The following is a 22,003-nucleotide window of genomic DNA, read 5'->3' as shown; positions in this document are numbered from 1 at the left end:
CGTGTGCGCGGCCGGGGAGTTCCCATGATTGCTGCCGCCAGTGAAGGCGTGCTTGATGCGGATGTGCCGGAAAACCTGGCGCGCATCGAGCATATCGTCGTGCTGATGATGGAAAACCGCTCGTTCGACCACATGCTGGGCTACCTGAGCCTGGAAGGAGGGCGCACCGACATCGACGGCTTGCAGGCCAGCCATGCCAATGTGCATGCGGGCGTGACGTATCCCGTGCACCATTTGCGGCGCACGGCCTTCGGCCCGCAACAAGACCCGTCGCATACGGGCCTGTCGGTGGCGCAGCAATTGCAAAACAATAACGGCGGCTTCGTCGACGACTATGCGCAAACGCATCCGGGCGACCCCGACATCGACCTGGTGATGGGTTACTACAATGCGGCCGACTTGCCCATGTATGATTTCCTGGCGCAGCAGTTCTGCGTCTGCGACCGCTGCTACAGTTCCGTGCCGGGCGCCACCTGGCCCAACCGCCTGTATGCGATCAGCGGCAAGGCGGCCGGCAGCCGCGACAGCAAGCGCGTGCCCCTGTATGCGAACAAGTCCTTCGTGCGCCACCTGGACCGGGCCCAGGTCGGCTGGAAATTCTATTCCGCCTGGAAACCCTGGAGCCTGGCCTTCAGCGACGACCATTACCGCTCGTCCGAGTGGTATGAGCCCTTCGGCTCCAGCGGTCGCCGCTATGGCTTCATCGGCGATGCGCTGGCGGGCACCTTGCCCCCGGTCAGCTGGATCGATCCGCATTTCTTCGAGAATGACGACCACCCGCCGGCCGATATCCGCGCCGGCCAGGCGCTGGTGGCGCAGGTTTACCAGGCCCTGTCGCGCGGTCCCGCCTGGGCGCGCACCTTGCTGATCCTCAGCTATGACGAACACGGCGGCTTTTTCGACCATGTGCCGCCGCCCGCCGCCGACGACGACGACCCCGCGTTTCGCCAGTACGGCGTGCGCGTGCCCATGCTGCTGGTGTCGCCGCTGATCGCGCCGGGCAGCGTCAGCCATCAGGTGGTCGATCACACGTCGATCATCAAAACCATCCTGCAGCGCTTTTGCCGCGCCGCCGATGGCGGCTTGCCCCAGATGGGCGCGCGCGTGGCGGCCGCCAGCGGCCTGGGCGCGGCGCTGACCCTGGCGCAGCCGCGCGCGGCCCCCGTCGTGCCCTTGGCTGTGCTGGCGCAGCGGGCCGCCTGGGAAGCGGACGGGCGGGCACACGACTTCGCCCCGCTGGAGCCAGCCGGCGAGATGGCTGCCGTTGCCGCCGTGCCCGTGCAATCCGATGCCGAGGCGGGCGCGATCGCCGCCCACCGGCAATTGGCGCGCATGGCCAGGAATGCGCAGGCGGTGAATGATAAAAAAGCGGGCAAACCAGCGGGCAAGACGGCGCCGAAGTCGGCGGGCCGGCGCGCGCGGCAGGACGGCAAGCCGGTGCCGTCCGACGCCAGGAATGGCGGGAAATCCGGCAACGCTTGACCTGTGTGACGAGCTGGGCAATGTCAGGCGCTGGCGCCGGTAGGGCTGCGTATAATCACTGCTTCTCAATCAAGGAGTGATCATGCACGATGCGATGCCCGCCCACCCGGTACTGGGTGTGATCGGCCGTTCCGGTAGCGGCAAGACGACCCTGCTGGAATTTGTGGTGAAGGAACTGGCGGCGCGGGGCTTGCGCGTCAACCTGGTCAAGCACAGCCACCATGACCTGGCGCTGGAACCACCGCAAAAAGACAGCGCCCGGTTGCGCCTGGCAGGAGCGGCGGAAGTGCTGGTGGCGTCGCCGTATCGTTTTGCCATCGTACATGAACTGCGCGGCGCGCCGGAACCGAGCCTGGCGCAGCAATTGGCCCGCATGGGGCCGGCAGACCTGACCCTGGTCGAAGGTTTCAAGACGGACCCCATTCCCAAGCTGGAAGTATTTCGCCCGGAAGTGGGGCAGGCGCCCCTGTATCCGCATGACCCGCATGTGATCGCCGTTGCCTCCGACAGCCCGGCACCGGCCGACCTGCGCGAGGGCGTGCAATGGCTGGACTTGAATGCGCGCGAGCACGTGCTGGCCTGGTTGCTGCTGCAGTTGGAAAATAAGCTGGAAAAATAAGCTAAAGGTTTGCTGCGGCCATCCGTTAATACTGGTAGAACCTCATTGGAGAAACGTATGGACGTCGCAAGCATTGCTCAACTGTCAACCACGATGGCGGAGACAGGCACGCGGCAAGCCGTCGGTTTGACTGTCCTGAAAAAAGCCCAGGATATTCAAAGTTCGACCGCCACGGCCTTGCTGGAAGCGTTACCACCGGTACAGTCGGCGCCAAGCCTGCCGGCTCACCTCGGTAACCGCATCAACACGACAGCCTGAGCGCAGATCTGTAGCGCCCGTCTGGCGCTCGCACTACTTACGCCCACACCACCGCGTCATCGACGGTGGCGAGTGGGCGTTTTTGTCTGCCGTTTCGTCTTCCTTTTCGCCTTCCCTCCGTCTCCGTTCGCCATGACTCGGCCGATTCAGTAGAATGACGTCCATCACTTCGTGTTGCGCATGGCGCAGCCCGGGGCGTGCCCACTTATCGATTACATTGACTCATGCAAGAGGAATCCCCATGAACAAACGTCAAGCTCTCATCGCCGCTGCCCTCGCGGGCCTCTGTGCCGGTACCGCCGTCAACGCGGCCGCCCACGATGGTCCCGCCCCAGGCGACAAGGAAAAATGCTACGGCGTCGCCAAGGCGGGGCAGAACGATTGCGCCTCGTCCGACGGCGCGCATTCCTGCGCGGGCCAGGCGGAGGCGGACAACTTGCCCACGGAATGGACCTATGTTGCCAAGGGCACGTGCGAACAGGCAGGCGGCTCCGTCAAGCCCATCAAGGCCGGCAAGGCAGCCAAGCCAGCCACGCAGCCGTAAGCTGTCGCCGCTTGCCCATGCCGCAGCCACTTCGAGCGCTTGCCGGCGTCGGCTTGCGCGCCGCGCACTACCGCGATTTTCTGACGCGCCGGCCCAAGGTCGGCTGGCTGGAAGTACATACCGAAAATTATCTGCAGCCTTCGGGCTGGGATAGTCATGTGTTGTACGCCCTGCGCCAGGATTACCCGCTCAGCCTGCATGGCGTGGGCCTGGGCCTGGGTTCCGCGCGCGGCTTTTCCGAAGCCCATTTGCAGCGCGTGCGCGCCGTGGTTGAGCGCATCGAGCCGGCCCTCGTGTCGGAGCACCTGTGCTGGGGTGCCGTGGCGCAGCAGCAACTCAATGATCTGTTGCCGCTGGCCTTGAATGGCGCGGCCCTCGACTTGTTATGCGCAAGAGTGGGGAGGGTGCAGGAGGTGCTGAAAAGGCCGATCTTGCTGGAGAATGTCTCCACTTACCTGCGTTTTGCCGACGATGCCATGAGCGAGGCGCAATTCCTGGCGGAACTGGCGCGCCGCAGCGGCTGCGGGCTGCTGCTCGATATCAACAACTTGTATGTGAACCAGTGCAACCACGGCGAAGATGCCTTGACGGCCATGCAGGCCATCGCGCCGGGCAGCGTGGGTGAGCTGCACCTGGGCGGCCATCTGCTGACGCCGCACGCCGTGATCGACCACCATGGCGCCGCCGTGGCCGAGCCCGTCTGGGACTTGTATGCGGCCGCCTTGCTGCGCTTTGGTGCCGTGCCCACCCTGGTCGAATGGGACACGGATTTGCCGCCGCTCGCTATCCTGCTGGGCGAAGCGGACAAGGCACAAGCCATGCTGGCGCAGCACGAGCAACATTCGCCGTGGCATGGGGTGCCGGTGCCGCCACCGCCACCGCCCGCGTCACTTGACGCGCTGGCGGCCGGCCAGCAAGCATTTGCCACGGCCTTGCTCGATACTGCGGCAACGTTGCCATCGTTCGCGGGAGAGGCGGTGCCGCAGCGTTTCTCTTTGTACCGCGGCAATCTGAGTGCCACCTGGCGCCGCAGCTTGGCGCAAGCCTATCCCGTCGTGCTGGCGTTGGTGGGCGCGGATTTCTTTGGCGGCCTGGCGCGTGCGTACGGCCGCCAATATCCGTCAGATAGCGCCGATTTGAACCAGTTTGGCGCCCGTTTCGCGGATTTTATGAGCAGTTTTCCGCCTGCGGCCGAGTTGCCGTATCTGCCGGACATGGCGCGTCTGGAATGGGCCGTGCACCTGGCCCATTACGCGGCCGATGCGCAGGGCCTGGCGCCCGAGGCGCTGGCCGCCCTGCCTCCCGATCAACTCGAAGCGCGGCGTTTTATCCTGCATCCCGCTTGCGCCTTGCTGGCATCCGACTGGCAAGTGGCGGCCTTGTGGCAGGCGCATCAGGATGGTGATGGGGAGAGAAGGTTTCCGCAAGAGATGCAATTGGCCAGCTGCGCGCTGGTCTGCCGGATGCGCTGGAAGGCGCAGGTGCTGGTAGTGGATGCGGCTGCGCACGCGGCCTTGCTGGCCTTGCAGCAAGGACAAACGTTTGGCGCCGCGCTCGATGCGGCGTTCGAGCGGGACCCTGCATTCGACCTGGCGGCACACTTGCGTCAGTGGCTGGCGCATGCGGTGTTGACGGCGTGACGGTTTTTTATTCGAAGGCCCGCAGCAAGCGCGCTTCGCCCGTCTGATCGTGGTACAGGGCGTTCGCCGCCAGGGTGGCGTCCATCATGCGCGTCACTTGCTCCTCTTCAAAGCGGGCCAGTTCGGCCGTGGCCGCGACGAGGGCCAGTTCCAGCCTGGCGCGCGCGCTCTGGTACAGGCTGCTGGTGTATTTGTCTGTGTTACGCAGTAATTCTTCCGCGTTTTCTATTACCTGGCGCAAGTCGCCGATCAGGCGCTCCTGGCTGCGCGTACCTTGTTCGGGATGGTCCATGGCGCTTCCCTTCCGCAATCGATATTTATCTGACAATAACGACGTGTTGCCGCTTGACTAGGGCAGCCGGGCTGGCAGCGGTGCTGGCTGGAGCATGGGGCTGCTTTCGCGCCCCATACCGGGATCAGGCGGGAGCGACGACCGTGATACGGATATCGCCCACGCTGACGACCTGGCCGGCGCGGATCTTGGCGGTCTTGCGCAATTCCTTCTTGCCATCGACCTTCACCACGCCGCTATCGACCATGACCTTGCCTGCGCCACCGCTGTCGCACAAGCCGACCAGCTTCAACAGCTGGTTCAGCTCGACGAACTCGGATGTTAAATCAAAGCTTACTTTTTGCATTGTATCCCTTATTGCAACGATGTGTTTTCAACACTTGATGACGACCTCAACTAATCCATAGTTTACCTGAAGCCGCCAGCAATGCAGGGTGTAAGTCAGCTTTTGTTGGGCCGCGTCATCTCCAGCGGCACGATCCACGCACCGAATTGCTCTTCCGTCACATAGCCCAGGGCCAGTGCCGCTTGCTTCAGGGTCGTGCCTTCGTGCTGGGCCTGCTTGGCGATTTGCGCCGCCTTGTCGTAGCCGATGTGGGGCGCCAGCGCCGTGACCAGCATCAAGGAGCGCTCCATCAGTTCGGCGATGCGACCACGGTTCGGCGCGATGCCGTGCGCGCAATGCGCGTCGAAGCTGCGCATGCCGTCGCCCAGCAGGCGCGCGCTTTGCAGGAAGTTGTGCGCAATCAAGGGCTTGAAGACGTTCAGCTCGAAATTGCCCGAGGCGCCGCCCACGGTGATGGCGACGTCGTTGCCGAACACCTGGCAGCACAGCATGGTCAGTGCTTCGCACTGGGTGGGATTGACCTTGCCCGGCATGATGGAACTGCCCGGCTCGTTTTCAGGGATGGTGATTTCACCGAGGCCGGAACGGGGGCCGGACGCCATCCAGCGCACGTCGTTGGCGATTTTCATCAGCGCCGTGGCCAGGGTTTTTAAAGCGCCATGGGCGGCGACCAGCGCATCGTGGGCGGCCAGGGCGGCAAACTTGTTGCTGGCCGTCTCGAACGGCTGGCCCGTCAGGCGTGCCAGTTCTAGCGCGATGCGGCCGGCAAATTCCACGTGGGCATTCAAGCCCGTGCCGACGGCCGTGCCGCCGGCGGCCAGTTGCAGCAGCGGCGGCAACGCTGCAGTGATGATGTGCTCGGCAAAGTCCAGCTGCGCCACATAGCCGGAAAATTCCTGGCCCAGGGTCAAGGGCGTGGCATCCTGCAAATGCGTGCGACCGATCTTGACGATGTCGGCAAACTCCGTGGCTTTCGCGTCGAGCGTGGCGCGCAGCTGGCGCAGCGGCGGCAAGACCGTGTTGGCGACGCCCAGGGCGGCCGCCACATGGATGGCGGTGGGGAAGATGTCGTTCGAGGACTGGCCCAGGTTGACGTCGTCGTTCGGGTGCAGCAGGCGCTCTTCTCCCCGCAAGCCGCCGATCAGCTCGGAACCGCGGTTGGCCAGCACTTCATTCATGTTCATATTGCTTTGCGTGCCAGAGCCCGTCTGCCAGACGGCCAGCGGGAATTCTGCGTCATGCTTGCCGGCCAGCACTTCGTCGGCCGCCTGCGTGATGGCGATGGCTTTCTTGCCATCCAATAGGCCCAGGTCCAGATTGACGTGGGCGGCCGCGCGCTTGACGGTGGCCAGGGCGGCGATCAGTTCAGGCGGCATCTTTTCCGTGGAGATATGGAAGTGCTCAAGCGAGCGCTGCGTTTGCGCTCCCCAAAGCCGGTCGGCGGGTACGTCGATCGGGCCGAAACTGTCGCGTTCGATTCTGCTACTCATGGCATCCCTTTCATCGATGGAGGTGGATCGAGTGTACTCCAGACGTCAAAAAGACACAGGATGATGCTGTATTGCATCATTTTTGCCTTGGCCCATCTATATTTTTGCGATTTCCTGCCGTTAAAGACAGACGAGTTCCCTTTATTTATCTTGTTATCAAAGCGATCAGTCCATGCAAAGCAGCATTGTTCCCCGTTGGTCCCTGATCGCGTGCGTCGCCGCCAGCCTGGCCTTGCCGCCCGTGATGGCGGCCGAACTGGGCGAGACGGCGGTGCTGTCGCATGTGGGGCAGCCCTTGCTGGCCGAGATTGAATTGACGGCGCTGGGGCCCGAAGATGTCAGCGGCGTAAGCGTGCGCCTGGCCTCGCCCGATGTATACCGGGGCGGCGGCATCGGCATGGACCCGGCCTTGCAAACCTTGACGATCAGCCCGTTTGAGCGCGGTGGGCGCCACTATGCGCGCGTGGCCACGCGGCAAGCGATCCAGGCGGGTCATGTACATTTGTATTTGTTATTAGGCAATGGTAGCGGCGCCGTCGTGCGCCTCGCCACCTTGTGGCTGACGCCGGCACCGCCCGCCGCTGTTGCTACCGCCGCCGCTGCCAGTGTGCCGGTCCGGCCCGTCATTCCGGCACCCGTGCCCGTGCCGCTGCCGCGCGCTGCGCCCGGCGCGCCGCCGCCCGATGCCGCCGCGCTGGCGGCCCGCGCGCGCGCCGAGGGTTTGGTGCGTCCGGCGCGCGTGTTCGTGCCGCCGCCCGCCGCGCCGAAGCCGGCCACCGCCGCGTTGCGCCCGCCGCGCCGCGCCACGGCACCCGTGGCCGCCTGCGCGCCCCAGGCGGATGCTGGGCAGGCGCAAGCGTGCGCGGCGCTGGATGAGAAAAACGCGGCCCTGAATGAAAAGCTCGGTGAATTGGAAGGCAAGATCGGCGCCCTGCAAAAGGCGCTGGCGCTGCCTGCCGCCGCGGCCGTGCCACCTGCCGCAGCGCCAGCCGTGGCGGAAGCGCCCCATGCCAGGCCCAGGCCCCTGACGCCGGCGGCGGGCGACAAGGAAAAGAAAGCGGGCGGCAATGGCTTGCTGTGGCTGGGGTTTGGCACCATCGCCTTCCTGCTGTTGACGGCGCTCATCGTGTATGTCGTGCGCAAGCGCAGGCAAGCGACGGGGCCGGGCGGGCCGTCGAAATACTGGGTCCTGCTGCGCAAGCCGTTCGGCCGCAAGAAAGAGGTGCCGGTGCTGACGGAGGCGGTGGAGGAGGGGCCGGCCGCCGAGCCGGAAGCGGAGCCGTTCTCGCGTTAATGATGTTGTCAGGCCGCGCCCAGATTTGATATGAAAAAAGATATTTAAAAAATACATGAAAATGCGTGTGTATCGCGTTGCCTGTTTTTCAAAGATGGTGATATGATTAACTCAGTGGACTTGCTCTACGACAAAACAGCCCCAGCCTGTCGCAGTCACCAACGATAGTGTGGCGCGGCAAAACAGGTGTAGCGTTGCGTAAACGCCTGGGTCTGGAAGCGGTTTGCGATGCCGACGATGTGCTCGCGAACGCCGGATGCAACCGGCAGCGAGGCGACGCCAGGAGATACCTGGGGTTCGCCTTCCAAATTCCCCCTCCTTGCTTTTTGAGTGCCGCAGATGGCGCGCTCCCTGGCACGGCGGCAGACGTAAAAAAAGCACCCTCGGGTGCTTTTATCGTTTCTGGCATGGCAAGCTTGCTTATTTACATGCGGGCGCGCGATCCCGGCATGATGTTCGACAGCTGCGTCATCCACGGTTCCGTGATGGCGCGGATTTCGCGGTCATTGGCCAGGATTTGCTTGAGCAAGTCGATCTTGCGCAGGCGCGAGGCGCCGGCCTGGGCAGGCATGCTGCCCGTCATGGTCGCGCTGGCGGCGCTGGCGCACTGGTTTTCCAGGGTATTCAAGCCATCCCAGTCGCTCGAACGTGCGGCCACGACCATTTTGTTGGTCATTCCTGCAATATTTTCATACATCGAGAGAACGTCGTTGGAGGTCATGAGCACACCCGTAACTAGTGAATGGATTACCGCTTGTCCAGATTAGCGGCAGGTTCAGCGGGAACTTGAGGGTGTTTTTGAAAAAAAAGTGAAAATAATGTGCATGGTTTGGTCTGGCCGCCGGAATCGCCCGCCAAACCCGCATGGATGCTGGGATGACGATTCCGGCCGCGATCGGTTTATTTGACGAGTTCTTCCAGCCCCGCGCTCAGTTCGGCAGGCGGCGGCATCCTGTCCACCAGCACGGACGGCGGTAAACCGAGCGCTTCAGCCACTTCATTGGGGTAGCAGGCGATGATTTCTTCATTGCTCAACGCATTTTCCTCGATGCGCGCGCGCCAGGAAGCCAGGTGCACGATGGCGGCCAGGCGGTTCAACGGCGCCTTGGCCAGCGGATCGGGAAAGGCGGCGATGGCCTCGGCAAAGGCGGGCGGAAACTTCCAGCGGCGCGCCAGTTCGGCGCCCACCTGCGCATAATCGTAGCCCAGCGACACCCGTTCCGCATCGAGCCGGCGCGCATCGAGCGGCGGCGCGATCTTGTCGAGTTGCATGGCTTGCTCCGGCATGGCGGCATGGATCACCAGTTGACCGATCGCATGCATCATGCCGATGGTGAATGCCAGGTCCTGGTTGTCGCCCGTCTGCCTGGCGATCCAGCGCGCCGACACGGCGCTGTGCAGACTGTAGCGCCAGAACTGCGGCAGATTCAGGCCGGGCACGGTCTTGTAGCCGCTGACCAGGCCCGAGCTGATGACGAGCGTGCGCACGGTGACAAAACCGAGCATCAGCACGGCGTCTTCCACCGTGCCGATGCTGCGCGAGACGTGATAATAGGCCGAGTTGGCCAGCCGCAGCAGCTTGGCGCTCAGCACCGGGTCCGCTTCCAGCTGGCGCGCGATGTCCTCGGTGGCAATGGCGGGGTTATCGAAACTGCGCACCAGCTCATTGACGATCTTCGGGGCGGCAGGCAGGGCGTGGGGTTGCTGGAACAGCGCTTCCAGTTGCATGGCAATCTCCTTGGCGTACACGCGGCACGGGGTCGTGAAACTATAGGCCGATTTTTTGTCCGCATGCAAAAAAGTTTGGGGACGGTTTTTTGGCCCAAAAAAGGTATGATTTCAGGCTATGATTTTCTTGTTTTCATCGAAAGGATCGCCATGCACGGTTTGCGTTTTTCCTGGTCCCGGACGCCAGTCCAGGCTGCCATCGTCCTCGCCCTGGCCGGCGCCTCGCTGGCCGGTTTGCCGGCCCGGGCACAAGGCCAGGCCACCGGCGCCACTGCCGTTGTCCCCGTCAAAGTCTTGCCTGGTGACGATTTCTATGACTACGTGAATGGCGACTGGCTGCGCAGCACGGAGATTCCCGCCGACCGCAGCAGCTGGGGCTCGTTCGCCATGCTCGCCAATGCCACCAACGAGCGCATCATCGGCCTCGTCGAAGGTCTGGCGGCGGCGCCACAGGCGGATGCGTCCGCGCGCCAGGTCAGCGATTTTTACCGTTCCTGGATGGATGAAGCGGCTATCGAAGCGAAAGGCTGGGCGCCGATCAAGCCCTTGTTGACAAAGATCAATGGCATACGCGACCAGGCGGGACTGGCCCGCGCGTTGGGCGAGAGCTTGCGCGCCGATGTCGACCCGCTCAACGCCACCAATTTTTATACGGAAAACCTGTTCGGCCTGTGGGTGGCGCAAGACTTGAACGACACCACGCGCAATGTGGCCTACCTGCTGCAGGGCGGGCTGGGCTTGCCCGACCGCGCCTTTTACCAGGGCGACAGCGCCCGCATGCAGGGCTTGCGCGCGGGCTACCAGGCGCATATCGCCGCCATGCTCAAGCAGGCCGGCTACGGCGATGCGCCGGCCCGCGCCGCGCGCGTGTTTGCGCTGGAACAGCAAATTGCCGCCAGTCACGCCAGCCGCGAAGATTCGGCCGATGTTGCCAAGGGCAATAATGCGTGGCGCGCCGCCGACTTCGCCAGCAAGGCGCCGGGCCTGGACTGGCAAGCCTTCTTCCAGGCGGCCGGGCTGGGCCAGCAGACGGATTTCATCGTCTGGCACCCGTCGGCCATGATGGGCAGCGCCGCGCTGGTGGCGAGCGTGCCGCTGGAAACGTGGAAAGATTTTCTTGCCTTCCACGCGATCAACCATTTCAGCACCACCTTGCCGAAGGCGGCCGCCGACCAGCGCTTCGCCTTCTATGGCAGCGCCCTGAGCGGTACGCCGCAGCAGTCGCCGCGCAGCAAGCGGGCGCTGGCCGCGACGAATGCGGCCCTGAGCGACGCCGTCGGCAAGCTGTACGTGGAACGCTATTTCCCGCCGGAATCGAAAGCCCGCGTGCAAGACATGGTGACGAATATCGTCGCCGCCTTCTCGCGCCGCATCGACAAGCTGGACTGGATGGCGCCCGCCACCAAGGCGCAGGCGCAGGAAAAACTCAAGACCCTGTATGTGGGCGTGGGCTATCCGGAACGCTGGGCCAGCTATGCGGGCTTGCGCGTGGTGCGCGGCGACGCGCTGGGCAATGTGCAGCGGGCGGAACAGTTTCATTACCAGCAGGAACTGGCCAAGCTGAGCCAGTCTCCTGACCGCAAGGCCTGGGCCATGCCGGCGCAGCTGGTCAACGCCGTCAACCTGCCGCTGCAAAATGCGCTCAATTTCCCTGCCGCCATCCTGCAGCCGCCGTTTTTCGACCCGCAAGCGTCCGATGCGGCCAACTATGGCGGCATCGGCGCCACCATCGGCCACGAGATCAGCCATAGCTTCGACGACCAGGGCGCGCAATTCGATGCCCAGGGCAAGTTGCGCGACTGGTGGACGCCGGCTGACCTGGCGCATTTCCAGGCGGCATCCCAGCAGTTGGTGGCGCAGTTCGCGGCCTACAAACCGTTTCCCGACCTGGCCGTGAATGGCCAGCTGACCCTGAGCGAAAATCTGGCCGACCTGGCCGGCGTGGCGGCCGCGCATGATGCGTTCACCCTGTCGCGGCAGGGCAAGCCGGCGCAGGCGGACGCGGACCGCGAGTTCTTCATCGGCTACGGCGTCAGCTGGCGCAGCAAGGCGCGCGAAGCGGCGGCGCGCCAGCAAATCCTCACGGATGGCCATGCGCCGGCGCCATACCGCGCCGCCACCGTGCGCAACCTCGACGCCTGGTATCCGGCCTTCGACGTCCAGCCGGGGCAGCAGCTATACCTGGCGCCGGAGCAGCGCGTGCGCGTCTGGTAGTCATAAGCGGTGCCGGACGCTCAGCGCGCCGGCAGCGTAAAATGCGCCCATCGATGACAGGAGCGCCATGAAGCCGACCCCACCGCAAGACCCCATCCACGCCATCACGGGGCGCACGCTGGCCCATTACGACGCCAGCGCCGAGCAGTTTTTCGAAGGCACGCGCGACCACGACGTCAGCCAGAACATCGCCGCGCTGCTGGCCGCCATCGGCAAGCCAGCGCCCTTGGAGATTCTCGACCTCGGTTGCGGCCCGGGCCGCGACCTGAAGGCGTTCACGGCCCTGGGCCACCATGCGACGGGCGTCGATGGCTGCCCCCGCTTCGTCGAGATGGCGCGCGCCTACAGCGGCTGCACCGTGTGGCAACAGGATTTCGTCGACCTCGATTTGCCGGCCGCGCACTTCGACGGCGTATTCGCCAATGCCGTGTTGTTCCACGTGCCCAGCGCCGCCTTGCCCGGCGTGCTGCGCGCCCTGTATTCCTGCTTGAAGCCCGGTGGAGTACTGTTCAGCTCGAATCCGCGCGGGCAGAACCAGGAAGGCTGGAATGGCGCGCGCTACGGCAGCTACCACGACGAAGCGACGTGGGCCGCGTACGTGCAGGCCGCCGGTTTTACCTTGATCGAGCAGTACTACCGTCCGCCCGGCTTGCCGCGCGACCAGCAGCCGTGGCTGGCCACCGTATGGCGCAAGGATTTGACGGCCTGATTGACGATGTTGGCACTGTGTTAGGAACCGTACAGAGCCTTTGATCCCCACTGCGTATTATGGACACATCGACACGCAACAAGCAGCGTGTGAGCCGCAGTACCGGCCCTTGCGGGCTGGATAACAGATGTACCAACTACAGTGAGGATTTATCATGAACAAAGATCAAGTCGAAGGTAAACTGAAGGAAGTCGGCGGTAAAATTCAGGAAGCCGCTGGCAAAGTCGTCGGCAACGAAGAACAGCAAGCCAAGGGCCTGGCAAACCAGGTCGAAGGCAAAGTGCAGAAGAAGGTTGGCGATGTGAAAGACGCAGTCGAAACCATCACCCGCAAGCCGTAATTCTTGCTGCAGTAATGTAAAAAAAACCGCCGCCTGTCGCAAGACAGGCGGCGGTTTTTTATTGGATGCGGCGCAAGCTTACTGTGCTGGCTGCATCAGGTTCTGCTTGAAGAACATCTCGATTTTCTTGTACACATGGCGCTGGCCCGCGCGCGACGAGATACCGTGCTTGGCGCCCGGATACGTCATCAGGTCGAATTGCACGCCGCGGTTCACCAGCGCGTCGATCAGGCGCGTGCTGTTGCTGAACAAGACGTTGTCGTCGGCCATGCCGTGCACCAGCAGCAGCGGCGACTTCAAGCCGTCCAGATGGGCGAACACGGTGCTGGCCTTGTAGCCGTCCACGTTTTCCTTCGGCATGCCGAGGAATTGTTCCGTATAGTGGGTGTCGTACAGCGACCAGTCGGTCACGGGCGCCACCGACACGCCCATGGCGATCTTGTCGGACGCTGCCGACAGCAAACGCAGGGTCATGAAACCGCCGTAGCTCCAGCCGAACACGCCGATGCGTTTCGCATCGACGAAGCTTTGCTGGCCCAGCCAGGCTATGCCCACCAGTTGATCCGCCACTTCGGCTTCGCCCAGCTTGTGATAGATGGCGTCCGTGAAGGCGCGCTCGCGACGCGACGAACCCCGGTTATCGAGGCGGAAGACGACAAAACCCTGCTGCGCCATGTACTGGTCGAAATTGTTGCCCCAGCGGCGAGCCACGTGCTGCGAGTGCGGGCCGCCATACGTCGACAGGTAGACGGGATAGCGTTTGCTGGCATCGAAGTTCGACGGTTTCACCAGCGAGTAGTGCAAGGTCTGGCCATCGTTGGCTTTCAGGGTGCCGTACTGCGTCGGCAGGTGATCGGCCTTGTACTTGAAATACGGATGGCTGGCGTTCAGCGCGTTTTCTTCCAGCCAGCCCACCATGGCGCCGTCCGGGCGGTGGATGCTCACTTGCGGCGGCGTGGCCGGGTCGGAATACGTGTCGACGAAGACTTCGCCATTGCGCGAGAACGTCGTGTCGTGCCAGCCGTCCGCTTTCGTCACGCGCTGCGGCTTCTCGGCCGTGCTGCCGTCCAGGGCCAGGGCGTAGGTCTGCTTGTCGATCACGGCGTCGCGGTTCGACGACACATACACTTTGCCCGTCTTCTGGTTCACGGCCAGCACGCTGTCGATGCCCCACTCGCCGGAAGTGACGGGGTGCAGCAGCTTGCCGCCCATGTCGTACAGATACAGATGGTTGCGGCCCGTGCGTTCGGACGACCACAGGAAGGTGCCGTTCGACAGGAAGCGCAGGTCGTCATGGATGCTGACCCAGGTTGTCGACGTTTCCGTCAGCAAGGTGCGCTGCGCCAGGGTGGCTGCATCGACGGCGACCAGGTCGAGCGTCTTCTGGTCGCGCGACTGGCGCTGGTAGACGAGCGACTTGCTGTCCGCGCTCCAGTCGGCGCGCACCAGGTAGATGTCCGGGTTCGTGCCCAGGTCCACCTGGCGCTGCGCGCCCGTTTCCGGCGAGACGATCAGCAGTTGCACCAGCACGTTCGGATCGCCCGCGGCAGGGTAGCGCTGCTCGACGACGTCGGTGCGGTCGGCGAAGATTTCGAAGCGGCGCACGACGGGCACGGGCGCTTCGTCATAGCGTTTATAGGCGATGGCGGAATCGTCGGGCGCCCAGTAGTAGCCGGTGCGCTGGCCCATTTCTTCCTGCGCCACGAATTCGGCTTCGCCATTGTGGATCGTGCCCTTGCCGTCGGTGGTCAGCTGTCGTTCCTTGTCCGTCCTGAGGTCGATCACATAAATGTTTTGATCGCGCACGAACGAGACGTAGCGGCCTTTCGGCGAAATTTTCGGGTCCAGCACATTGCCCTTGGCGACCAGGCGCGCCTTGTCCGGGTGGGCCGCGTCGACCAGGTACAGATTGCCGGCCAGCGGCACCAGCAGCTGCTTGCCATCGGGCGACCAGCTGTAGCTGAGAATGCCGTTCAGGCTGGCCGTGCGCTCGCGTTCGCGGCGCGCCTGCTCTTCGGGCGAAATCGTTTCATTCGGCACCAGCGCCTTCGAGTCGACCAGGCGGTGCGTGCTCTTGTCCTTCAGCTTGAATTCCCACAGGTCGAGCTGGAACTGGTTGTCGGCGCGGCCGCGCAGGAACGTGACGCGCTCGCCGTCGGGCGAGACCTTCAGGTTGCGCACGCCGGGGCCGGCCAGCGCCGGATCGGCGTGGATGCGTTCCAGGGTCAGCTTTTCAGCCGAAGCGGGGACGCTGGCCATCGCGGCCAGAAAACAAAGAAGAAAACGCATGGATGTCTCGGTGATTGTAAAAGGATGGTCAAGCAGATGCTTGACGGCAAACGATACCAGAGCACGGCGTTTAATGCGATAGGGCCAGCCACGGAATAATCCGGCAATTGCCTTCTTTATTTTGGCGTAAAGAGTTGACTGGTGGTGCTTTGTATGGCGAAGCAGCAAGGGCGGCATGCATAAATTGCGCGCCACCCTGCGTACAATGCATTGTGTTCAATGCGCCGCGCGCAGGCGCTGCAGCGACAGGCGGTTCAAATACCAGGTCAGCAGCACGGCGGCCACCGTCAGGCCCGTGACGAGGCCTATCCAGAAGCCGGCGGCGGCCATCGGCTCGGCCGGCGACCAGATGAAGCCTTGTGGCGCCAGGCCCAGCACATAGCCGATGGGCAGCGAGAAGCCCCAGAAGGCCAGCAGCTGGATCAGCATCGGCTGGCGCGTCACCTTGTAGCCGCGGATGGCGCAGGAAGTGGCCACCTGCGTGGCGTCGGACAGCTGGAACAGGGCGGCGAACAGCAGCAGCTGCGCGCACAGTTCCTGCACCTGCGGATCGGACGTATAGGCTTGCGCGATCTGGTGGCGGAAGACGGTGATGACGGTGGCCGAGACGATGGCCGCCGTCAGCGACATGGCCACGCCCACCCACGAAATGAAACGGGCGCGGCGCAGATTGGCTTCGCCCACGGCATGGCCCACGCGCGTCACCAGCGCAATGCCGAAGGTGAGCGGCACCATGAAGACGACGGACGAAAAATTGAGGGCGATCTGGTGCGCCGACACCTGGATCACGCCGAAGCGCGCCACCAGCAGGCTGATGACGCCAAAGGCGCTCACTTCGGCAAAGTAGGTGACGCCGATGGGCAGGCCCAGGCGCAGCATGGGGCCGATGGACGACGGCTGCGGCCATTCCCAGTGCGTGAACGGATACGTGGCATGGTAGGCGGGCGCGATCCTGATCCAGGCCAGCATGGCCAGCAGCATCATCCACACGCAGCAGGTGGTGGCCACGGCGCAGCCCACGCCGCCCATCTTCGGCATGCCCCAATGGCCGTAGATCAGCAGGTAGTTGACGAGAATATTCAGCGCCAGCGCGGCCAGGGCGATGACCATCACGGGCTTGGTCTGGTTGATGCTGGTGCTGTAGCCGTACAGCGCGCGGTAGGCGGCGAACGGCGGCAGCGCGCAGCTGATGATGTGCACGAACAGCTTGGCCTTGGATGCCACGGCGGGTTCGAGCATCAGGTGGTCGAACACCAGCGCCGCCATGTTCGTCAGCAGGCAGGCCACCAGGCCCACGAGCAGCGCCTTCCACAGCGACTGGCGCACGATGTGCGGCACCTGGTCGTGGCGCGCGGCGCCGATTTCATACGCTACCAGGGTATTGATCGCCATCATGATGCCGCTCACGGTGACCAGCACGATGGACCAGATGGCCGCGCCCAGCGACACGGCCGCCAGTTCCTCGGGATTCGTATGCCCCGTCATCGCCACGTCGGCCGCGCCCATGCCGACGGTGGCCAGCTGGCCAATCAGGATGGGCCAGGCCAGCTTCCATAATGAAGACACTTCAGTGCGGACGGCGGGCAAGGTGAACGAGGTCGTGTGTGGCATGGGTGGCAAACGTGGCTAAACACGCGATTCTACTGATAATGTGCCAACTTGTCCGCGCGCCACGGGCAGCAGGATGGTGTTGCACGGGGGGCATTTTCTTTCTTTTGGTAACAATTTATTGTTTTTTTCCGTATATTTGTTACACCGTTTTTTTGTCTGGCCGCTACACTGATAACTATTGATACCGACTATATCCACGGAGACTTTCCCATGAACCGCCCGCTTACCCACGCCCTGCTATGCGCAGCCTCCCTCTTCATCCATGTAGGCGCGCAGGCCGGCGAGATCACGCTGTTCAAGGACGATAATTTCCGCGGCCCGTCGCTGACTTTGCGCGAACCGGCCGAGTATCTTGTCAACCAGGGCTTCAACGACAAGGTATCGAGCATCATCGTCCATTCCGGCACCTGGCAAGTGTGTGTCGATGGCGCCTTCCGCGGCACCTGCCGCGTGCTCGAACGCGGTGAATATCCGTCGATGCCGGGCATGAACGATGCCATTTCCTCGGTGCGCGAAGTGCCGCGTGGCAGCGGCGGCTACAACCCCGGCTATCCGGGGCGCGATCCCGGGCGCGATCCTGACCGCGATTCAGGCCGCAACCCGGGGCGCGATCCCGACCGTGGCCATGGTGGCTATGGCCGTGGTTCGACTCTGGAGATGTACACCAGCGACGGCGCCGCCGTGCGCATCAACCGCGATATCGAAGCCTTGAGCGATATCGGCTTCAATGACCGCGCCACCGGCATCTACATCGACCGCGGCTACTGGCAGCTGTGCAGCAACTGGCGCTACCAGGGCACTTGCCGCATCTTCGGGCAGGGGCGTTTTGAAAACCTGGGACGCGGGCTCGATGGCCAGGTGTCGTCGGTGCGCCAGGTCGATCCGCGCGATGCGCGCCGCCAGGAACACTTCACGGACCAGCGCGAGCCGTCGCAGGACGATTATTACCGCTGATGTACTGAGCGAGTGCCCGCACGGGCCAGTCGCGCGCAGCCGCCTGCCGGGAGTTTCCCGCCGGGCGGTTTTTACATGGGCAGGCGTGCGCTGACATTTGCTTGCCCTTTGTTACAGTCGCATCCCGCCGTCCGCACTACACTGTCCGCCATGTCATGAAATTATCAGGAGTTTGCCATGCTGTCCCCGCTGAACACCGCACTGCTGTGCACCGCCACCCTGCTGGCCCATGCCGGCGCCAGCGCCGGCGAAATGACGCTGTTCAAGGATTCCAGCTTCCGCGGGCCCGCCGTCAGCGTGCGCTCCGACGTGGTCGACCTGTCGCGCCTGGGCTTCAACGACAAGACCTCGAGCATCATCGTGCGCTCGGGCACGTGGGAAGTGTGCCAGCACGCGGGCTATCGCGGCCAATGCCGCCTGCTGCGCCCGGGCCGCTACAGCAGCATGCCGGGCATGAACGACGCCATCTCCTCGGTGCGCGAAATGAACCGGCACGGCCATGGCGGCGGACACCGTCCCGACATGAATGGCGCCGTGCTGCTGTTCCCCGATGCGGGCATGCGCGGCCGGCCCGTGCGCCTGGACCGCGAAGTGCGCGACTTGAGCCGCTATGGCTTCAACGACCGTGCCGAATCGCTCGTCGTCAATTACGGCCGCTGGGAATTCTGCGTCGATGCCAACTTCCGTGGCCGCTGCGTGGTGATGGGCCCAGGCAGCTATGGCCGCCTGCACGCTGGCCTCGACCGTCGCATTTCCTCGCTGCGCCGCGTGCGCTGATACGCCGCCGGGCAGCGTTGTATTGTGCACACGCTGTCTGCCGCCTAATTCGTGTACTCTTCCCATAGGCAGTTCAACCATGGGGAGCAAGCGCGGTGGAATACAAGGACTATTACAAGGAGCTTGGCGTCGAGAAAACGGCGACCGAGGCCGAGATCAAGAAGGCGTACCGCAAACTGGTACGCAAATACCATCCCGACGTGAGCAAGGAACCGGACGCCGACAAGCGTACCAAGGCCCTGAATGAGGCCTACGGCGTGCTGGGCGACGCGGAAAAGCGCGCCGCCTACGATGAACTGGGCCGCAACCAGGGCGCGCAGGGCCAGCCCTTCCGGCCGCCGCCGGACTGGGGTTCGGGTTACGAATCGTCGGGCGCCGACGACAGCGACTTCTTTGCCGACCTGTTTGCCCACGTAGGCGGGCGCCGCCGCGCCGGCGGCAGTTTCCAGATGCAGGGCGAAGACAGCCACGCCGCCATCACCATCGATTTGCACGACAGCTACCATGGCGCCAAGCGCCACATCGTCATGCGCGTGCCCGAAGCGGATGCGCAAGGCCACGTGGTGACGCGCGAGCGCACGCTGGAAGTGACGATACCGAAAGGCGTCACGGAAGGGCAGCAGCTGCGCATGAAGGGGCAGGGCAATCCCGGCAGCGGCGGCGCGCCCGCCGGCGATTTGTACCTGGAAATCCGCTTCCAGCCCGATGCGCGCTACAAGGTGGAAGGGCGCGACGTGTTCGAGACGGTGCCCGTCACGCCATGGGAGGCGGCGCTGGGCGGCGACATCGACGTGCCCACGCCATCGGGCACCGTGACCGTCACGGTGCCGCCCAATTCGCAGACGGGGCGCAAGCTGCGCCTGAAGGGGCGCGGTATTCCCGCCGCCCAGCCGGGCGACCTGTATCTGCTGCTGGAAGTGGTGCTGCCGCCGGCGAACGATGACAAGGCGCGCGAATTGTATGCAACCATGGCGCGCGAGATGGCTTTCAATCCGCGCCAGAAGCTGGGAGGGTAAATCATGACAAACAAGGTAATTGGCGAACTGCTCGAAGACCAGGCCCTGAGCCTGGAGGAACTGGCGCGCGCCTGCGCCGTGGAGCCGGACTGGGTGGTGCGGCATGTGCAGACGGGCGTGCTGCTGCAGGACGGCCCGCCGCCCGGCCAGCTGACGGCCTGGCGCTTCACCAGCCTGGACCTGGTGCGCGCGCGCCGCCTGCACGAAATCGAATCCGTGTTCGATGCGAACGCCGAACTGGCCGCGCTGGTGGTCGACTTGTCGGAAGAAGTGGCGCGCCTGCGGCGCCGCCTGCACGTGCTGGGCGTCGATTAGCTTTTATTTACTCAGGCTCGCCGTGCCGCTGCACGGTGATCCTGCCGATATAAAACTGCCCGTCGACGACCACCCGGTGCGGGATGCCGGCCACGTCGAAGCCGGGGCCACCGTCTTCCATCCATTCCAGCGCCACACTGTCGAACTGCTGCGGCGTCATGCGCAGCATCTGCGCCGTGATGACGAAGCGCGCGCCTGGTTTCTGTTTGTTGACGAAGTCGTCGATGCCGGCCATGGTGAATCTCTTCAAGGTTGTGTCTGAAATCGGGGTCAGACCCCCGGACACGTTGGCACTGAGCTTTGCGTTGGCGGTGTTGAGGGTCTGACCCCAGCAGTTGTTTGGGGCTTGCCCACGCATGATACCCGCCCGCGCGCGCTTCTAGAAGACCTGTTCCAGCAGCGGCAACTGCTCCGCAAACCGTTCCGTCAGCCACTTGCCCGCCTGGCCGGGCGGCGTGTCGGCGCGCTGGATCAGGTAAATCGGGTAATTTTCGCCATTGTCGACGGCCAGCGGCAGGTGCACCAGCCGTCCCTGCGTCACATCTTCGCGCACCATCGCTTCGGGCATGTTGCCCCAGCCCAGGCCCGCGCGCAGCAGCGCGTGCTTGGAACCGAGGTCGCCCAGGCGCCAGTTGCGCAATCCCAGCACGCCGAAATCCTGGCCTTGCGTCAGGTCGCTGCGGTCGCTGAGCACCAGCTGCACGTGTTCGCGCGCCACGTTGGAGGCGATCGGCCCTGCCAGCTGCGCCAGCGCGTGGCTGGGCGCGGCCACGGGAATCAGGCGCACGTGACCGACGGCCAGGCGCTCGAAGACGCTGGCTGTGGCCGTCATCCAGCCACCGAGGCCGATGTGGCAACTGCCATCCATCACCAGCTGCGCCACGGCGCCCATGGCTTCGATGCGCAGGCGCAGGGCGACCGTGGGGAACTGCGCCTGGAACGCTTCCAGAATGCGCACCAGCACGCAGGTGGGAAACATCACGTCGACCACCACCGATACTTCCGCCTCCAGCCCGCCGGCCAGCGCCTTGGCGCGCGCGCGCATGCCATCGACCTTCAGGGCCACGGCACGCGCATCGGCCAGCAGGGCCTTGCCCGCGTCCGTCAGGGTGGGCTTGCGCTTGCCGCGGTCGAGCAGCACCACATTCAGCTGTTCTTCCAGGTTGGCGATGGTGTAGCTGATCACCGACTGCGTGCGGTGCAGCTGGCGTGCAGCGTGGGCGAAGCCGCCCGCGTCGATGACGGCGACAAACACGCGCAACTGGTCGAGCGAAGGCTGGCCCGGTTCTCTCATGATAACTCCCTATCTAGAAATTCGATGCTAACCATTGATATTTATACGGTTTCATCGATGGTAGACCCGAACTATGCTGTGTGCAAGGGCTGCGATGCGGCCATTCCCGTCACCCGTTTTCCCAGGAGCACTTCATGAACAAGGTTTTATACATCAATAGCAGCGTGCGCAACAGCGGTTCCCTGTCGCGCCAGTTGTCCGGCGAATTCGTCGCCAAACTGGCCGCGCAGGGCGCCAGCGTGGTCGAACGCGACCTGGCCGCGCAACCGGTGCCGCACCTGACGGAAGAAGTGATGGGCGCCTTTTTCACGCCAGCGGAGCAGCGCAGCGCGCAGGCGGCGGCGGCCGTGCAATTGTCCGATACCCTGGTTGATGAATTGCTGGCCGCCGACGTGCTGGTGCTGGCCGCGCCCATGTACAACTTTTCCGTGCCGTCGACCCTGAAGGCGTGGATCGATCACGTGGCGCGCGCGGGCCGCACTTTCCAGTACACGGCGACGGGCCCGGTCGGCCTGGCCACGGGCAAGAAAGCGGTGATTTTCACGGCCAGCGGCGGCGTCTACAGCGCAGGCCCGGGCGCCGCGTATGACTACCTGAGCACCTATCTGCGCACGGCGCTGGGCTTCATCGGCATCACCGACATCGAGTTCGTGCAAGCCGAAGGCGTGGCCATGGGCGAGGATGCCGTCGCCAGCGCGATCGCCAAGGGCCGCGCTTCGATCGAGGCCCTGGCTGCCTGAGGTTGCTGCTATCCAGGTCCATTGGGGGTTGCCAATCTGCCATGGTTGACA

24 protein-coding genes are annotated in these 22,003 nt (G+C 64.0%); 14 read left to right on the top strand and 10 right to left on the bottom strand.

Translation table 11 applies throughout. From position 1 onward, the window contains the following. The first annotated feature begins 24 nt into the window (after positions 1-24). The 5 genes from KY494_RS11660 to KY494_RS11640 all read left to right on the top strand — a co-directional run bounded on the left by KY494_RS11660 (position 25) and on the right by KY494_RS11640 (position 4,543). Positions 25-1,482 (top strand): alkaline phosphatase family protein, encoded by a 1,458-nt coding sequence (locus KY494_RS11660; protein ID WP_219891037.1) that lies wholly within the window; start codon positions 25-27, stop codon positions 1,480-1,482. Between the two features lie 82 nt (positions 1,483-1,564). After that, positions 1,565-2,101: a molybdopterin-guanine dinucleotide biosynthesis protein B gene (gene mobB, locus KY494_RS11655; protein WP_116743428.1), complete on the top strand. Its 537-nt coding sequence runs from the start codon at positions 1,565-1,567 to the stop codon at positions 2,099-2,101. A 57-nt stretch (positions 2,102-2,158) separates the two neighbouring features. After that, positions 2,159-2,359 (top strand): YjfB family protein, encoded by a 201-nt coding sequence (locus KY494_RS11650; RefSeq protein WP_219133217.1) that lies wholly within the window; start codon positions 2,159-2,161, stop codon positions 2,357-2,359. A 241-nt stretch (positions 2,360-2,600) separates the two neighbouring features. Next, the gene (locus KY494_RS11645) at positions 2,601-2,903 is read left to right on the top strand and encodes a DUF2282 domain-containing protein (protein WP_219891036.1); all 303 of its coding nucleotides are present in this window, start codon (positions 2,601-2,603) and stop codon (positions 2,901-2,903) included. Positions 2,904-2,920: 17 nt separating this feature from the next. Next, positions 2,921-4,543 (top strand): DUF692 family multinuclear iron-containing protein, encoded by a 1,623-nt coding sequence (locus tag KY494_RS11640; RefSeq protein ID WP_219891035.1) that lies wholly within the window; start codon positions 2,921-2,923, stop codon positions 4,541-4,543. Between the two features lie 7 nt (positions 4,544-4,550). Here the strand turns inward: KY494_RS11640 and KY494_RS11635 are convergent, their stop codons facing one another. The 3 genes from KY494_RS11635 to fumC form a co-directional block, all read right to left on the bottom strand. Beyond that, positions 4,551-4,835: a hypothetical protein gene (locus tag KY494_RS11635; protein WP_219891034.1), complete on the bottom strand. Its 285-nt coding sequence runs from the start codon at positions 4,833-4,835 to the stop codon at positions 4,551-4,553. 124 nt (positions 4,836-4,959) lie between these two features. Next, on the bottom strand, positions 4,960-5,181 hold the full coding sequence (locus KY494_RS11630; protein WP_071079051.1) for an RNA-binding S4 domain-containing protein: 222 nt from the start codon (positions 5,179-5,181) through the stop codon (positions 4,960-4,962). A gap of 95 nt (positions 5,182-5,276) precedes the next feature. Next, positions 5,277-6,671, bottom strand: coding sequence for a class II fumarate hydratase (fumC, locus tag KY494_RS11625; protein WP_219133220.1), 1,395 nt, complete (start codon positions 6,669-6,671; stop codon positions 5,277-5,279). 172 nt (positions 6,672-6,843) lie between these two features. Here fumC and KY494_RS11620 point away from each other — a divergent pair, with 172 nt between their 5' ends. Then, positions 6,844-7,965 carry a FimV family protein gene (locus tag KY494_RS11620; RefSeq protein WP_219891033.1) on the top strand — a complete coding sequence of 374 codons (1,122 nt, stop codon included), beginning with the start codon at positions 6,844-6,846 and terminating at the stop codon, positions 7,963-7,965. Positions 7,966-8,120: 155 nt separating this feature from the next. Here KY494_RS11620 and KY494_RS11615 read toward each other — a convergent pair whose 3' ends face one another. The 3 genes from KY494_RS11615 to KY494_RS11605 all read right to left on the bottom strand — a co-directional run bounded on the left by KY494_RS11615 (position 8,121) and on the right by KY494_RS11605 (position 9,693). Beyond that, positions 8,121-8,273 carry a hypothetical protein gene (locus tag KY494_RS11615; protein ID WP_219891032.1) on the bottom strand — a complete coding sequence of 51 codons (153 nt, stop codon included), beginning with the start codon at positions 8,271-8,273 and terminating at the stop codon, positions 8,121-8,123. 116 nt (positions 8,274-8,389) lie between these two features. Further along, positions 8,390-8,641, bottom strand: a complete 252-nt coding sequence (locus KY494_RS11610; RefSeq protein WP_306823178.1) for a flagellar protein FliT — start codon at positions 8,639-8,641, stop codon at positions 8,390-8,392. A 224-nt stretch (positions 8,642-8,865) separates the two neighbouring features. Next, on the bottom strand, positions 8,866-9,693 hold the full coding sequence (locus KY494_RS11605; RefSeq protein ID WP_219891031.1) for an HDOD domain-containing protein: 828 nt from the start codon (positions 9,691-9,693) through the stop codon (positions 8,866-8,868). Between the two features lie 150 nt (positions 9,694-9,843). Between KY494_RS11605 and KY494_RS11600 the strand changes: the two genes are divergently transcribed. The 3 genes from KY494_RS11600 (at position 9,844) to KY494_RS11590 (ending at position 12,956) form a co-directional block, all read left to right on the top strand. After that, positions 9,844-11,907 carry a M13 family metallopeptidase gene (locus tag KY494_RS11600; protein WP_219891030.1) on the top strand — a complete coding sequence of 688 codons (2,064 nt, stop codon included), beginning with the start codon at positions 9,844-9,846 and terminating at the stop codon, positions 11,905-11,907. Positions 11,908-11,974: 67 nt separating this feature from the next. Next, positions 11,975-12,616 (top strand): bifunctional 2-polyprenyl-6-hydroxyphenol methylase/3-demethylubiquinol 3-O-methyltransferase UbiG, encoded by a 642-nt coding sequence (locus KY494_RS11595; protein ID WP_219891029.1) that lies wholly within the window; start codon positions 11,975-11,977, stop codon positions 12,614-12,616. A gap of 154 nt (positions 12,617-12,770) precedes the next feature. After that, positions 12,771-12,956 carry a CsbD family protein gene (locus tag KY494_RS11590; RefSeq protein WP_071079044.1) on the top strand — a complete coding sequence of 62 codons (186 nt, stop codon included), beginning with the start codon at positions 12,771-12,773 and terminating at the stop codon, positions 12,954-12,956. A 78-nt stretch (positions 12,957-13,034) separates the two neighbouring features. On the opposite strand, the gene KY494_RS11585 is transcribed toward KY494_RS11590, so the two are convergent. Next, complete coding sequence (locus KY494_RS11585; RefSeq protein ID WP_219891028.1) at positions 13,035-15,245, bottom strand: S9 family peptidase; 2,211 nt, start codon at positions 15,243-15,245, stop codon at positions 13,035-13,037. Between the two features lie 216 nt (positions 15,246-15,461). Beyond that, positions 15,462-16,856 carry an MATE family efflux transporter gene (locus KY494_RS11580; protein WP_219891027.1) on the bottom strand — a complete coding sequence of 465 codons (1,395 nt, stop codon included), beginning with the start codon at positions 16,854-16,856 and terminating at the stop codon, positions 15,462-15,464. A 210-nt stretch (positions 16,857-17,066) separates the two neighbouring features. On the opposite strand from KY494_RS11580, the gene KY494_RS11575 reads away from it, so the two are divergent. From KY494_RS11575 to KY494_RS11560, 4 genes are all read left to right on the top strand, one after another. Next, entirely contained in the window at positions 17,067-17,810 is a 744-nt protein-coding gene (locus KY494_RS11575; protein ID WP_219891026.1) for a beta/gamma crystallin-related protein, read from the top strand. A 177-nt stretch (positions 17,811-17,987) separates the two neighbouring features. After that, positions 17,988-18,587, top strand: coding sequence for a beta/gamma crystallin-related protein (locus KY494_RS11570; RefSeq protein ID WP_219891025.1), 600 nt, complete (start codon positions 17,988-17,990; stop codon positions 18,585-18,587). A 95-nt stretch (positions 18,588-18,682) separates the two neighbouring features. After that, complete coding sequence (locus KY494_RS11565; RefSeq protein WP_219891024.1) at positions 18,683-19,603, top strand: DnaJ C-terminal domain-containing protein; 921 nt, start codon at positions 18,683-18,685, stop codon at positions 19,601-19,603. A gap of 3 nt (positions 19,604-19,606) precedes the next feature. Further along, a complete protein-coding gene (locus KY494_RS11560; RefSeq protein WP_219891023.1) occupies positions 19,607-19,918 on the top strand; it encodes a chaperone modulator CbpM in 312 nt (103 codons plus the stop codon). Positions 19,919-19,925: 7 nt separating this feature from the next. Here KY494_RS11560 and KY494_RS11555 read toward each other — a convergent pair whose 3' ends face one another. Next, positions 19,926-20,153, bottom strand: coding sequence for a hypothetical protein (locus KY494_RS11555; RefSeq protein ID WP_219891570.1), 228 nt, complete (start codon positions 20,151-20,153; stop codon positions 19,926-19,928). A 144-nt stretch (positions 20,154-20,297) separates the two neighbouring features. Further along, positions 20,298-21,212: a LysR family transcriptional regulator gene (locus KY494_RS11550; protein ID WP_219891022.1), complete on the bottom strand. Its 915-nt coding sequence runs from the start codon at positions 21,210-21,212 to the stop codon at positions 20,298-20,300. A gap of 134 nt (positions 21,213-21,346) precedes the next feature. Between KY494_RS11550 and KY494_RS11545 the strand changes: the two genes are divergently transcribed. Next, the gene (locus KY494_RS11545) at positions 21,347-21,952 is read left to right on the top strand and encodes an FMN-dependent NADH-azoreductase (protein WP_219891021.1); all 606 of its coding nucleotides are present in this window, start codon (positions 21,347-21,349) and stop codon (positions 21,950-21,952) included. Positions 21,953-22,003: the final 51 nt, after the last annotated feature.

Origin of the sequence: Janthinobacterium sp. PAMC25594 (genome assembly GCF_019443505.1) — a bacterium.
Classification (GTDB): domain Bacteria; phylum Pseudomonadota; class Gammaproteobacteria; order Burkholderiales; family Burkholderiaceae_D; genus Janthinobacterium.
This window is presented reverse-complemented; position numbering and strand designations above follow the sequence as displayed.